Raw genomic sequence first — 14,388 nt, forward strand, 5'->3', positions numbered from 1 at the left:
AGGAATTAGTACTATACAAGTCATTTTTTTCAACTATTTACAAAAAAACACAAAAAAAGCTGCTCATTTACAAACAGCTGGTTATTTTTTTTAACATAAAAAATCACTCATTATGTAAAAAAGACTGTCTATTTAGTAAAATTTCTTCTGTTTCTACATGATTGTCATCGGGAACACAACAATCTACTGGACATACTGCGGCACATTGTGGCTCTTCATGAAAACCTTTACACTCAGTACACTTACCAGGAACAATATAATAAATGTCATCTGAAATAGGTGTTTGTGCTGCTTCAGCATCTACTTCTGTTCCATCTGGTAAAACTATTTTCCCTATTAATTTTGTACCGTCTTTCCATCTCCAATCATCAGCCCCTTCATAAATTGCAGTATTCGGACACTCTGGCTCGCATGCCCCACAGTTAATACATTCGTCTGTAATTATAATTGCCATAATTTTCATGCTTTATGCCTCAAGCCCTAAGCTATAAGCGTTCAACTACTCTAAAAGCTTCAGGAAGTACATACAGCCTAAAGCTAAATATCTTATTTTTGTGCAAAAATACAATCTAAACCATACATAAGCAAGTAACCTATGTCACAAAAAGAAATTATTATTGCATTTTCGAAATTAGGAAATTTCTTAAAACAGTTTACTCCACAAGGTAATCTAGCAAACGACCAAGTAGTCCACAATGAACTCTTTTTTGACTCATTTGCTGAACTTATTCAAACATCAAAAGCACATAATGGGTGGTTTACCCCCGAACAAGTATATTTTTCAATTCAATCTTGGGCAGAAGCCTTAACAGAAGATAATTTAGTTCAATGGTTGGCTCCATATAATTATAATCAACAAACGCCTAAAACAATTGCTCTTGTTTTAGCTGGCAATATTCCTTTAGTTGGTTTCCATGATTTTATATCTGTTTTAGCAAGCGGAAATAAGATATTAGCCAAATTATCATCTAATGATCAAAAATTACTCCCCTTTTTGGCTAATTATCTAAAAAAGATAGAACCAAAACTCATAGAAAGAATTCTTTTTACAAAAGAAAAATTAGAAAATTTTGATGCTGTAATTGCCACAGGAAGCAATAATACGGCACGTTATTTTGAATATTATTTTAGAAACAAGCCCTCTATTATACGAAAAAACAGAAATTCCGTAGCTATACTAGATGGTACCGAAAGTAAAGAAAACTTATTCTTATTAGGTGAAGATATCTTTAGGTATTTTGGATTAGGCTGTCGTAATGTTTCCAAGATTTTCGTACCTAAAGGTTATGATTTTAAATTATTTTTTGAAGCCATTTATCCTTATGGTGAAATTATCAATTATGAAAAATATGCCAATAACTATGACTATAACAAAGCGGTTTTCTTAATGAGTTTATTTAAAATTTTAGATAATGAATTTCTAACAATAAAAGAAGATATAAGTTACGCCTCCCCTATTTCTTCCTTATTCTATGAATATTATGAAAATTTAGAAGACCTTAAAAATCGGCTTATAAAAGATAAAGATCTCATTCAGTGCATTGTTTCCAATCAATTAACTAAAAACAGCATTTCTTTTGGTCAAACACAAAAACCAAAACTTTGGGATTATGCAGACGATATTGACACTATTGCTTTTTTAAATTCACTATAAAATGAGCATCAATTTTTCAGATATCATAAAAAAACAAAAGGAACAAGAAACTCATATACACCAACCTCGTTTTAACTTAGAAGCGCGCATTAATGCCAATCGTTTACAAATAAAATCAAATAAAAAACAAACTATGAAAAAACACAATTATAGTGCAGGCCCTTGTATTTTGCCACAAGAAGTATTTGATCAATCGGCAAAGGCTATTTTAGATTTTAACGATATGGGATTATCCCTTTTAGAAATCTCACATCGCAGCAATGAATTTGTTGCTGTTATAGAAGAAGCACGTGCTTTAGCTCTTGAACTTTTAGAACTAGAAAACAAAGGGTATCAAGCTCTTTTTTTACATGGTGGAGCCAGTCTAGAATTCTTAATGGTTCCTTATAATTTAATGAAAGTAAACGGAAAAGCAGGCTATCTTGAAACAGGTACATGGGCAAGTGGAGCTATTAAAGAAGCAACTCTTTTTGGAGAAACCATTGTCTTAGCTTCTTCCAAAAATAAAGATTATAATTATATTCCTAAAGATTACACAATACCAAACAATCTGGACTATTTCCATTGTACCAGTAATAACACCATCTACGGAACTCAAATGAATTCATTTCCCAAAACTAACACGCTTATGGTTTGTGACATGAGTTCAGATATTTTTTCAAGAAGATTAGACTTTAGTAAATTTGATTTAATTTATGCTGGAGCTCAAAAAAATATGGGACCTGCCGGTACAACTTTAGTAATTGTAAAAGAAGAAATATTAGGAAAAACAGGACGTATGATTCCATCTATGTTAGATTATCAACTACATATTGCCAAAGAAAGTATGTATAATACTCCGCCCGTATTTTCTATCTATGCCTCTTTACTAACATTGCAATGGCTAAAAAAAATGGGGGGAATTCACAGTATTGAAAAAATAAATAAGGAAAAAGCCGATCTTTTATATAACGAAATAGACCGAAATCCCTTATTTAAAGGAACGGCCACTACAGAAGATAGAAGCCTAATGAATGCCACATTTGTTTTAGAAAATCCAAAGCACGAATCCATCTTTGATCAACTTTGGGAAAAAGCAGGTATTTCGGGACTAAAAGGACATCGTTCTGTTGGTGGCTATAGAGCCTCTCTTTATAATGCTTTACCACTAAATAGTGTTCACGTTTTAGTAGATGTAATGCGAGAATTTGAAAATTTAGTTTAAAAAACAACGCTTTATAGATGAAAATATTAGCCAATGATGGTTTATCCAATCAAGCCCTTTTATTATTAGATAACAATGGCTTTGAAGTATTAACTACTAAAGTAGCACAAGAACAACTAAGTAACTATTTAAATAAAAACCAAATAGAAATACTTATTGTAGGCAATGCTACCAAAATCAATCAATCTATCATAAATACTTGTCCTAATTTAAAAATAATAGGCAAGTTGGGTCTTGAAATGGATAACATTATAATAGATACTAACCATCCAAACACTATAAAACTATTAAACACACCAAACGCTTCGGTAAATGCCGTTGCTGAATTAGCAATAGGACACCTTATTTCAGGAGCTCGATATTTACATGATTCTAATAGGAATATGCCTTTAGAAGGTGATACTCATTTTAATCAACTAAAAAAAGTATACAGTACTGGTTTAGAATTAAAAGGAAAAACCTTAGGAATTATAGGATTTGGAAAAATTGGTAAAGCCGTTGCTCAAAAAGCATTAGCACTAGGAATGAAAGTCATTGCTACAGCAAATGAAAGAAAACAAACCTCTGTTGAAATTGAATTTTACACAGGTCAAAAAACTACAATCCCTTTAGATCTAATGCCTTTAGATGATCTACTCCCTTTAGCCGATTTTATATCATTGCACATACCTCCACAAGAAAAATACCTCTTAACTGCTACTGAATTCAAAAGAATGAAACAAGGGGTAGGAATAATCAATTGTTCCAAAGGGGAACTCATCAATGAGGTAGATTTGATTGAGTATTTAGAAAATAAAAAAATTAGTTTTGCTGGTTTAGATGTTTTTCAAGGAGAACCTAATCCTGCTGTACAGTTATTAATGCACCCTGATATTTCATTAACTCCACATATTGGAGGATCTACTACTGAAACTTTTGAAAACATGAGTATTGAAATGGCTCATAAAATTATTGATTTATATACATAACAAATATCAATTTTAATCATTATTTTTATAGTCATAACCAAAAAACACATAAAATGTCAGGAATTTCAGATTTAATCAATAGCGATTTAGGAAAACAAATAGTTACTAATATCAGTAATAAAGTAGGTACTTCAGAAGGAGAAACTTCAAGTGTGTTAAGCTCTGCCCTCCCTCAATTAGTAAATGCTATGCAAAATAATTCAAATACCGAAACAAATGCAGGAGGATTACTAGGCGCTTTACTAAATGGTAAACACAATGGAAATTTATTAGATACTATTGGAGATCTATTTAATGGCGGAACAGACCCACAAGAGGGTGGAAAAATCTTAGGTCATATTTTAGGCAACAATCAATCTAATTTAGAAAATAACTTAAGTTTATCAACAGGTGTTTCAAATGATAAAATCAGCTCTATTTTACAAATGGCTGCTCCCCTATTAATGTCCTTTTTAGCAGACAAAGCAAAATCGGCTAACGTACAAAATGGAACTGATTTAGGAGGTTTATTAGGAAACCTATTAGGGGGAAATAGTATAGGTAATTCAAACATTACATCATTGTTAGACCAAGATGGTGATGGTCAGTTAGGTATTGGAGACGCTGTTGCTGTAGCAACTAAAAAAGGAGGATTAGGAGGTCTATTAGGAAACCTTTTGGGAAAATAATACAAGAACTCAAGTAAAACTTTTAAAATAAAGTAAACTTTATTTTAATTCATAAAAATTGGTTCTAAAATAATCTTATCTTTAAAAATAGATCACTCCAACAAAATAATGTAGTGATCTGTTTTTATAAATACCAATTAGAGTCTGGTTCAAGCCGCTTAAATAATAAATTTTAAAACCTTTTTCCATCTATGAATCACTTTCAATACTAAAAATATGAGGCTACAAAAATCCCCCCTATCAAATTAACAAACATATAATATCATAACAACAGAGTAATTTTCAGTCATAACTATTCCTCCTTTTATTCAAAAAATAATCATTACCATACAATTGGATTTTTATTGGATTTTTATTAAATTTAAACAACACATATACCCCAAAAGCAATGGTTGAAATCGATATCGAAAAAGAAAATAAAGCAATCGCTCAAGAATATAAAGAATTACTTCGTATAAGTTATCAAACTTTGAGTGATGAAGATAAAAAGTTGATCCGTAAAGCGTTTGATTTTGCGGTTGATGCTCATCAAGACCAAAGAAGAAAATCGGGTGAAGCTTATATATTCCATCCTATAGCTGTTGCAAAAATTGTAGCAGGAGAAATTGGATTAGGAGCTACAGGTATAGCCGCTGCATTATTACATGATGTGGTAGAAGATACAGATATATCCGTAGAAGAAATAGAAAAAGCATTCAACCCAAAAGTAGCTCAATTAGTAGCTGGTTTAACTAAAATTTCGCAAGTCAAAAAAGATATGAACATCTCGATGCAAGCCGAAAATTTTAGAAAAATGTTATTGACACTCAATGACGATGTTCGAGTTATTATCATTAAATTAGCTGATCGCTTGCATAATATGCAAACCATGGAATCAATGGCAGAGCATAAACAATTAAAAATTGCTTCTGAAACACTTTATATTTATGCTCCATTAGCCCATCGTCTTGGCCTTTATAACATAAAAACCAAATTAGAAGATTTAGGATTAAAATACACCGAACCTTCTGTTTATAATGATATTGTAGGTAAAATTAAAGAGTCCAAAGAAGAACAAGATGCTTATATAAAAAGTATCTCCGATATCTTGCAAAGATCATTAGATGAAGAAGGAATAGATTATATTATAAAAGGAAGACCCAAATCTATTTATTCCATTCGAAGAAAAATGGCTGCACAAAAAGTAAGTTTTGATGAAGTATATGACAAATTTGCTTTGCGTATTGTATACAAATCCAATCCACATGACGAAAAATTTCTTGCTTGGAAAATTTATTCCATAGTTACAGATCATTACCGTCCTTCACCCAGTCGTTTAAGAGATTGGATTTCTTCTCCCAAATCTACAGGTTATGAAGCGCTACATATAACCGTTATGGGGCCCTTAGGTCGCTGGGTAGAAATACAAGTTAGAAGCGAACGAATGGATGAAATTGCTGAAAAAGGTTATGCTGCACATTACAAATATAAACAAGGTGCTACTGAAGAAAGCAGTCTCGACACTTGGCTAAATCTTTTAAGAGAAGCACTCGAAAATGCTGATAGCAATGCTGTTGACTTTGTTGAAGATTTTAAAATGAACCTTTATGCAAAAGAAATTTATGTATTTACTCCAAAAGGAGAAATCAAATCCTTACCTAAAGGAGCTACTGCCTTAGATTTTGCTTTTTCGGTACATTCAGAAATAGGCATAAAAACACGTGGGACACGAGTTAATGGTAAATTAGTTCCATTAAATCATGAATTAAAAAGTGGTGATCAAGTAGAAATCATTACTTCTGCACATCAAAAACCCACTGTTACATGGTTAGATTATGTTACTACTTCCCGAGCTAAAAATAAAATTAGAAATGTTTTAAATGAAAATACAAAAAAAATAGCAGAAGATGGAAAAGAAATTTTAGAAAGAAAACTTCGCCATTTAAAAATAAATTTCAATGAAAACATAATTAACGAACTCGTTGCTTTTTTAAGATTAAAGACCAGTTTAGACCTTTTTTACAGAGTTGGTATTGGCTCTATAGACAATCAACAACTAAAAGATTATGCTTCACAAAAAAGCAACACCTTTATTAATTTCTTCAGAGGAAAAATAAAAAAAGGACAAATAACTAATCCAGAAATAATTCAAAAAGAAGAAATTACTCAAAAATACGACCTCCTTGTATTTGGAATTGAACAAGATCGTCTAGATTATAAACTATCTAGCTGTTGCAACCCCATACCTGGTGACCCTGTTTTTGGTTTTGTAACAATAAACGAAGGCATCAAGGTACATAAAAAAGATTGTCCCAATGCTATCAGTTTGCAATCTAATTATGCTTATCGCATTATTCCTGCAAAATGGATTGATTCTACACAACAAGATTTTAAAGCTACCTTAAAAATTACAGGAATGGATACTCTGGGTCTTACCAATGAATTAACTAGAGTGATTTCTAATAATTTAAATGTAAATATCCAAAGTATTTCTTTAAGTGGTGAAGCAGGTCTTTTTACAGGACATATAACAGTTATAGTGCCTAACATTTCTATACTTAAAAAAATGATAGAAGGAATTAAAAAGATTGATGGTGTTGAAAAAGTAACAAGAGAATACACCAATTAATAGAACAATTATTTTTTTATAAGTAATAAAAATATTAACAATTTTACCCCCCTTTTATTAAAAAAAAGGGGGTGTGTAATAAAGGCTATTTCTAGAAAAAATTACAGAACTTTTATAAAATAACCGTCAAACTATTTTATGGTACTAAAGCCCCCTTACTGTTATAAAACAAATTACTATTACTTATTTTGTGATTATAGTAACCAAGACAAATTTTTAATTTACTACCCATACTTAACCCTAAAATTCAATGAAAAAGAACTGCTATAAAAACATTTGGGCTGGTTTTAACTCTTGTAAAACCAGCCCTTTTTATCTTAAGCTTTTTGCTTGAGATTAAAATACCCACAGCCAAAAGACCATACCTATTTGGATATGTAATTTATTGATATGATAATTTAATAACTAAATAACTAAGAAATAACAAAAAAGTCCCCATCTTCCTTGTATCTTTGTTAACGATTAAAAATCCACAATAAAATAATTTAGATCTGTGTGATAAAAAATTAAAAATTACTCTATAGCATAAAGTAATAAAATAAATAGTAAACTTTTTAGTTCAACATATTTGAAGGTATATATAAACACATAATTTATGACTTTATTCTTTTACTCAATATTAAAAACTAATTCAAGTATACTATTTATTATTAAAATCCTTATACTCTTTTATTTCTTCTTCTAATAACTCAATAGCTCGGTTACGAATTTTTTGTGCTGTTTCCGAATTATTAAAATATCTAAGAGCGCTATAAATTGTTTGTCTTGAAACCTCTTGAAACTCTTTTCTAAGAACTTGATGATGTTTAGTACCTAAATTAATTGACGACCCCATAAACTTACTTTATTATATTTACATTTGTAAATGTACTCATAAAGAGCACAAGCAAATATATATACTTTTTTTCAAACAAATTATGATTTATTAACTTTTTTTCAAACACCATGTCCATCCAAGAAAGAATCCTACAATATATTAATTACAAAACAATTACACCCTATAAATTTTGTAAAGAATTAGGCTTTGCAATGGGTTACCTTGATAAAAGGGGAGCTATAAGAACAGATAACTATTTGAAAATTATAGAACACTATAAAGACCTGAACCCAGAATGGCTATTAAAAGGAGAGGGCAATATGTTAAAAGATTGTACCACTGAGAAAAATATTAATGATAATGAAAAAATAAATTATAAAGAACTAGCAGAAGCAAGAGAAGAAATAATAAATTTATTAAAGGAAAAGATAAATATACTTACAGAAGAAAATCACGCCTTAAAAACTCGTCTAACAAAATAATAAAAAATAGAACCCTCTAAAAATGTTGAAATCTTACAATAATTATGTTTTAATTAAATAATTCTAAATAAAATTTATTTCGTGTTAGTTAATTTCCCCCTTATCATTAACCAACTTAATTATGTATATCTGCATCTTACTATATTAATTTTACTATCTTATCTCCCATTTTTCTCAAATTAATCTAAGGATGTTTTTATTTAACAATCTATTCATATTCCAATGGATATAAAAAACAACTTTACTTTTTTAAAGGATAAACATGAGTCATAAATTTAAGAAGTTTTACTTATATTTTTTTATTTTATTCTATATTTAGAGAATTTAAAATATTTTAACTATTTCTTTATATATTACTATTGTTTTGTATTTCTCAATTCAAACAATTAGTTTTTTTTGCTAGATTTGTGTGAGACAAACATACATAATAGTTATGTAAATACAAAACTAAATATATTTTTTTAACATAACTATTATGCTTTTAAAAGCTAAAATGAATAAAAATGGATGCTAATTCTATAATTTTAGAAATTAAAAAAAGAGGTTTAACAGGTTATAAAATAGCTGAAAAAACAAAACTTACAGAAGTAGGTATTAACAAAATACTTAATGGAACTTCAAAAAAACCAAGAAAATCTACCCTAAGAATATTACATAATTATTTAGTTAATCAAAATGATTTAAATCAATTTTCTAAGGTAAATCTTAATACAGATGAATTATTTGAGATAGATTCTTTAAAAATAGAATTAAAAACAGCTTATGATACAATTACTTTTCTTAAAGAACAAAATGATTTTTTAAGAGAGCAGGTTTCCTTTTATAAGGAAAAATATTCAAGTACGCAATATGATCATTTAGTAAAAACAATTGACGACAAAGTTGATTATTTATATGAAACATTTAAAGAGAAAGAATTAATCAATCAATTAAATAAAATGAGAGAAAAAACAGAAAAGCCTCTATTATAGAGGCTTTTTAAAGAACATATTAATACATTTTTTTTTCATCTTTGAATTCTCTTCAGCTTGTATTCTCCTGTATTCTTTCAAACATTGAGAAAATATCTTCCTAACCGTTTCTTCATCAATTTCGTTATTATCATACGACTCATTGGCTAATTTTGAAAGACGTATTAATTCATCGTACTTACTCATAAGCTAATACTTATTTATTACTATGTACGACAAATCGAGCATTTTTTCAAGAAACATAATTTTCTTTTTGATCTCTTCTTTTTCTATCTTTTCCTTTTTCTTTATTTTGGACATTCCTATCATAAAAACAATAAATAAAAGGGTTACAAAAACAGCATAAAATTTAGGCCATCCATAATCTGTTTTATCTTCTCTAAACACCCAAAATAAATAAGTTGTATAAGTGTAAACAGGAAATATATAACTAATCTTGTAGGGCCTCATGTTAGCTCCTATAATTAACAAAAGAGGAGCTATAATAATAGAAGTTGCCCAAACTAAATCTGCCGAATTATTATAACCATGATTATTATTAAAATTAATATTATAAACCATTACATATTTATCTAGATAAGATATTAAAGCAGATGCTATAATACATATTGAGCCTAACGTTCTATACATTTTTAATCAATTCTTGGAGGTCAATTATTCCTTACTTTAATTTTTTTTATATTTCTAAACAAAAGTACTCATTACCCAAATCACTCATCCCTTGAGTGGGTTTTCTGATTCTAATTAATATTTTTTTTCAATAAGTATACCTCATTCTAATCATAAAAGATTGCTGATATTTAAAATATTGTACACTTACACAAGGATATCTTAATTTACAAAAAAACAACTGATGCTGGTTTTCAAAAAAATGAACATAGCATTTCTTTGTTGCCTTTTATGTAAATCACGTATATTACACAAGAACTTTTTATTTAGAAGTTTACATATATTTTCCCATCACTGGAGTACATCTATATTAAGAATTTTATTTTATCTTTTTAAAAACTCTAAAAGATACAAAAGTTAAACAAGCTATTTTTTATAAATCACTTTTAAACACCGGAGGTATTAGCGCTCATTTTACTCTTATATTCTTTTCAGAGTTTTCATTTAAGTGGGGGTCCAATCCCTCTTTTCTATTTTTACTGTAATTTTTGCTGTTTTTTTATCTTATAAAGTAAACAGCAAAAGTTCCTCCTAACAATAAATAAAATTTTACTTTAGTTACTGTTAATCAAGAAGTTTTACGGGGCGCAATTTACTTGGTTTTAAATTAATTTAATTATGGTTTTTCCGTATATTTTGTTAAATATAACATTATCTTTACATACTTATAAAAAAAACACAAAAGCTTTTTTTTATTCTCAAAATAGGCATTGGGTATCATTTATACTCATTTATTCGTCTTAATTATTAAAAGATTCTTTAATTGTATTGATTAAAAAATAGAGGTACTTCTCATCTTTGACAGAATATTTTTTAGTTATTAGTTCCCTAATTCTAGTTGGTTTTTAACTAAGTTAAAATAATCTTCTTTTTTATCTACAAGTTCTTGATGCTTCCCTTTTTCTACTATTTGTCCTTGTTTTAATACAATTATTTGATCTGCATTTTTTACAGTTGATAAACGATGTGCGATAATTACAACTGTCTTTCCTTTAAAAAATTCTTGTAAATTATCATGAATTATTTTTTCATTTTCGGCATCTAGTGCGGAAGTGGCTTCATCAAAAAAGATAAAATCGGGGTTTTTATAAACCGCACGAGCAATTAGGATGCGCTGTTTTTGCCCTCCACTTAGCTCAATTCCTGAATTACCTATCTTAGTATTAAATCCCATAGGCAACACTTTTATTAATTCTAATATATTAGCTGTTTTGGCAGCATTAATTAATTTATCTTCATCAATTATTTCATCTGCTATTGCAATATTTTCTGCTATTGTTCCACTAAATATTTTTCCATCTTGCAAAACAATTCCACATTTTTTTCTCCAATGGTTAGCAGAAGCCTCTTGTAAATCAAGTGTATCTAACTGAATATTTCCTTTTGTAGGAGGATAATAGGACAATAATAATTTCAAAAGAGATGTTTTTCCACTTCCACTTGCTCCCACAATTGCAGTAATACTATTTTTAGGGATTGAAAAGGAAAGATTTTCTAAAACAAATGGGTTAAAATTTCCAGGATATTTAAAAGATACTTCTTGTATATTTATGGTATGAAAAGTAGTCTTTTCTATATTTGTTTTTGTTTTATTATCTTCCTCTTTGTTATCGTAAATTTCGCTTATTCGTTTATTTGCAATTGTAGCATCTTGGGTATCTCTAACAAATATTACGAAGTTTTGAATAGGATTTGTTAATTGACCTATCACGTACGAAATACTCAATAGTGTTCCTAATGTCATTTGCCCTTTTATAATAAAATAAGAACAGATAGCAATAGCTATAATTTCTTTGAATTTGCTTAAAAATTCTACTCCTATATTTTGATACATATTCAAAAATAAGTTACGAAGTTCTAGCTTATTTAATTTTTTTTGAACGTTTAATATTTTGTTTACGATCTTATATTGTGCATGATTTATTTTAATTTCTGGCATATTCATTATGAATTCGTAAATACCATTGCTGTTTTCAGATTGTCCTAAAAACATAGCGTATTCTAACATCGCTCTTTTACGTAAAAAAAAGACGACCCAAACTATTGATAATACGGATATAGTAATATATATACTAAATATAATAGGATTAAAATAACAAAGTAAGCCACTAAAGATAAATATGTTAAAAATACTTAAAGTAAAATCAATTCCTTTCCAAGTAATAAAATTTTGTATTTTGTTTTGGTCTTGAATCCGTTGTAATGTTTCGGTATTAAGCCTTGTATCAAAAAAACGAATAGGCAAACGCATTAATTTTAATAATAAGTTTTCTTTTAGTAGAATACTTAACTGATAATTTATTTTTGTTAAAAGTAATGTACTTAAAAAATCCGAGATAAAACTAGATATAAAAAGTACAAGTTGTGCAGCTAAAAAATAGTAAACGACATGAATATCTTTTAAAACAATACCAGAATCAATAACTTTTTGAAAAGTAAATGGAATAAAAAAGGAAGTTATCAAGCTAATAATTAATAGTATAATTGAACTTACATATTTCCATTTGTTGTTTTTTAAAAACGAGTAGGCGGTCGTAAAGGAGGGTGATTTTAATAGCTCTTTTTTTATTTCTTCTTGCCACTTAAATTTTTTAAAATTTTCAGTTTCTTGAAATACGATACCCACTCCTTTTTCATTGTTTCCCTGCCATTCTTTTGCAAAAATATTTCTTTCTAAAATTATTTTACCATAACCTGGATCAAGTATGTAATATAAAGTCTCTCCTTTTTTGTGTATTATTTTTTCAAGTACTACAAAATGTTCTTGTTTCCAATACAAAATTGAGGGTAATGGAATTTCTTCCAGTTGTTCTTGTGTTAGTTTTAGAGCTACTGTTTGAAATCCTATATTTGATGCCACTTGAATAATATCTTGAATAGAGACTCCTATTCTGGTCAATTCAAACTGTTCTTTTACTTGTGATAAAGAAACTTTTTTACCATGATAACTAATAATCATAGCCAAACATGCAGCTCCACAATCAGTACTTTCAAGCTGATTGTAAAAAGTGACTTTAGGCTTCTTGTAACGTAGCATTTTCTTGTAATATTTCCTCTATCTTGGTTAAAACAACTTTATCTTTTTCAGATTCATCTCCATGAAAAACACAATATTCTTTTCCTTCGTTTTCCATAGCATGTTGTGTACATCCGCCATTACATAAGGGCATAATTTTACAAGTAAGGCAAGGTTTGTTTTTAAATTTAGAATTCATTCTTTTATCTAAATAACCGTTTTCCCAAATTAAATCACCTTCTTTTGATATATATCCTGCTCTATTTTCAGAAAGAAAATCTCTTGCCGTACATTTAAATAAATCACCATTATAATTTATGGTTGCACTATTTCTTTTATCTGCATAACACGATGCTTTTACATTGTTTGGAGAATAAATAACATGAGTCTTAAACCCTTTCGATTCCATGATTTCCACATGATTCATTAAAACTTTATTACTATCATCTAACTGATCGTTCTGCCATACGCGATGAAAATCTATAAGTAATTTTTCTTTCCTAATTTCCATTGGAATGTCTTCAAAATCATCTATTATTTTAAAACAATTATGAATATTTTTATCGGTGTAATTGATACGAAGAGTAATGTTAAAACGTTCATTTAGAAGTAATTTTTTAACATTGGTTATAATTTCATCGTAACTTCCTTTCTTTTTATTTACAAATCGGACTTCATCATGTTCTTCTTTATAACCATCCAAAGTAATTTGCAAACTAGCATACATATCATGGTTTTTAAAATAGTCTATAAAATGGTCGCTAACTAAATACCCATTCGTAGTAAAGCTTACTGAGTATTTTTTATCGTAATAAATACTTTCTTCTCTTACGTGATCTATCAGCGGGATTACATTCGTTTTAAAATATAGCAAGGGTTCTCCTCCAAAAAATGATAATGAAAAATATTTCATTTCAGGTTTTGAAATGGTTTTAGTAACCATTTTTTTTACTGAATCTAGAACTGAATAATCTAATTTAGAATCTTTTATATGCGTTTCATAACAATACCAACATTTGAAATTGCAGTTCATAGTAGGATTTACTGTTAATAAAAAAGTAGAAAAATTTTCATCTGCTTTTTTGCTAATTTTTTTTACTTTTTCTGTCTCATCTATATCGTTATTAATCAAAAAATTGTTTTCTGATAGATAATCAAAAAAAGTGGGATGTATTTCTTTTAAGTTATTAACACCTTCTATAATAGAGGCTTCTAAAAGTTCTTTTAATTCTTTTTCTATAAAAAGAGCCTTTTGTTCTAATGAATTATACAACGCATATTTTCCTTTATAAGGCAATATCGTATTAAAGCGACTATATTTTTTCATATTT

The 14,388-nt window shown here is 28.6% G+C and carries 13 protein-coding genes; 7 read left to right on the plus strand and 6 right to left on the minus strand.

Features of this window, described 5'->3' with window-relative positions; translation table 11 throughout:
* Positions 1 to 103 precede the first annotated feature (103 nt).
* On the minus strand, positions 104 to 454 hold the full coding sequence (locus tag HUE53_RS13275) for a 4Fe-4S dicluster domain-containing protein (RefSeq protein ID WP_014164428.1): 351 nt from the start codon (positions 452 to 454) through the stop codon (positions 104 to 106).
* Positions 455 to 595: 141 nt separating this feature from the next.
* On the opposite strand from HUE53_RS13275, the gene HUE53_RS13280 reads away from it, so the two are divergent.
* The 5 genes from HUE53_RS13280 to HUE53_RS13300 all read left to right on the plus strand — a co-directional run bounded on the left by HUE53_RS13280 (position 596) and on the right by HUE53_RS13300 (position 7,102).
* Positions 596 to 1,654: an acyl-CoA reductase gene (locus HUE53_RS13280; RefSeq protein ID WP_192188569.1), complete on the plus strand. Its 1,059-nt coding sequence runs from the start codon at positions 596 to 598 to the stop codon at positions 1,652 to 1,654.
* Between the two features lie 133 nt (positions 1,655 to 1,787).
* The gene (gene serC / locus HUE53_RS13285) at positions 1,788 to 2,858 is read left to right on the plus strand and encodes a 3-phosphoserine/phosphohydroxythreonine transaminase (RefSeq protein ID WP_041253321.1); all 1,071 of its coding nucleotides are present in this window, start codon (positions 1,788 to 1,790) and stop codon (positions 2,856 to 2,858) included.
* 17 nt (positions 2,859 to 2,875) lie between these two features.
* The gene (locus tag HUE53_RS13290) at positions 2,876 to 3,826 is read left to right on the plus strand and encodes an NAD(P)-dependent oxidoreductase (RefSeq protein WP_065213651.1); all 951 of its coding nucleotides are present in this window, start codon (positions 2,876 to 2,878) and stop codon (positions 3,824 to 3,826) included.
* 53 nt (positions 3,827 to 3,879) lie between these two features.
* Entirely contained in the window at positions 3,880 to 4,494 is a 615-nt protein-coding gene (locus HUE53_RS13295; RefSeq protein WP_014164424.1) for a DUF937 domain-containing protein, read from the plus strand.
* A 388-nt stretch (positions 4,495 to 4,882) separates the two neighbouring features.
* Complete coding sequence (locus HUE53_RS13300) at positions 4,883 to 7,102, plus strand: RelA/SpoT family protein (protein ID WP_014164423.1); 2,220 nt, start codon at positions 4,883 to 4,885, stop codon at positions 7,100 to 7,102.
* A 640-nt stretch (positions 7,103 to 7,742) separates the two neighbouring features.
* On the opposite strand, the gene HUE53_RS13305 is transcribed toward HUE53_RS13300, so the two are convergent.
* Positions 7,743 to 7,937, minus strand: coding sequence for a hypothetical protein (locus HUE53_RS13305; protein ID WP_014164422.1), 195 nt, complete (start codon positions 7,935 to 7,937; stop codon positions 7,743 to 7,745).
* A gap of 110 nt (positions 7,938 to 8,047) precedes the next feature.
* On the opposite strand from HUE53_RS13305, the gene HUE53_RS13310 reads away from it, so the two are divergent.
* Positions 8,048 to 8,401 carry a hypothetical protein gene (locus HUE53_RS13310; protein ID WP_014164421.1) on the plus strand — a complete coding sequence of 118 codons (354 nt, stop codon included), beginning with the start codon at positions 8,048 to 8,050 and terminating at the stop codon, positions 8,399 to 8,401.
* A gap of 503 nt (positions 8,402 to 8,904) precedes the next feature.
* Positions 8,905 to 9,372: a hypothetical protein gene (locus tag HUE53_RS13315; RefSeq protein ID WP_014164420.1), complete on the plus strand. Its 468-nt coding sequence runs from the start codon at positions 8,905 to 8,907 to the stop codon at positions 9,370 to 9,372.
* On the opposite strand, the gene HUE53_RS13320 is transcribed toward HUE53_RS13315, so the two are convergent.
* The 4 genes from HUE53_RS13320 to HUE53_RS13335 form a co-directional block, all read right to left on the minus strand.
* Positions 9,367 to 9,558 carry a hypothetical protein gene (locus tag HUE53_RS13320; protein ID WP_014164419.1) on the minus strand — a complete coding sequence of 64 codons (192 nt, stop codon included), beginning with the start codon at positions 9,556 to 9,558 and terminating at the stop codon, positions 9,367 to 9,369. The two genes, HUE53_RS13315 and HUE53_RS13320, sit on opposite strands and share 6 nt — an antisense overlap.
* A 3-nt stretch (positions 9,559 to 9,561) precedes the next feature.
* The gene (locus tag HUE53_RS13325; protein WP_014164418.1) at positions 9,562 to 10,002 is read right to left on the minus strand and encodes a hypothetical protein; all 441 of its coding nucleotides are present in this window, start codon (positions 10,000 to 10,002) and stop codon (positions 9,562 to 9,564) included.
* Positions 10,003 to 10,861: 859 nt separating this feature from the next.
* Complete coding sequence (locus tag HUE53_RS13330) at positions 10,862 to 13,078, minus strand: peptidase domain-containing ABC transporter (protein ID WP_077225328.1); 2,217 nt, start codon at positions 13,076 to 13,078, stop codon at positions 10,862 to 10,864.
* Positions 13,056 to 14,384 carry a radical SAM/SPASM domain-containing protein gene (locus tag HUE53_RS13335; RefSeq protein WP_077225329.1) on the minus strand — a complete coding sequence of 443 codons (1,329 nt, stop codon included), beginning with the start codon at positions 14,382 to 14,384 and terminating at the stop codon, positions 13,056 to 13,058. Before HUE53_RS13335 ends, HUE53_RS13330 begins: the two co-directional genes overlap by 23 nt.
* Positions 14,385 to 14,388 lie beyond the last annotated feature (4 nt).

It is taken from the genome of Flavobacterium columnare (assembly GCF_014844295.1).
In the GTDB taxonomy this organism is placed as follows: Bacteria; Bacteroidota; Bacteroidia; order Flavobacteriales; family Flavobacteriaceae; genus Flavobacterium; species Flavobacterium columnare.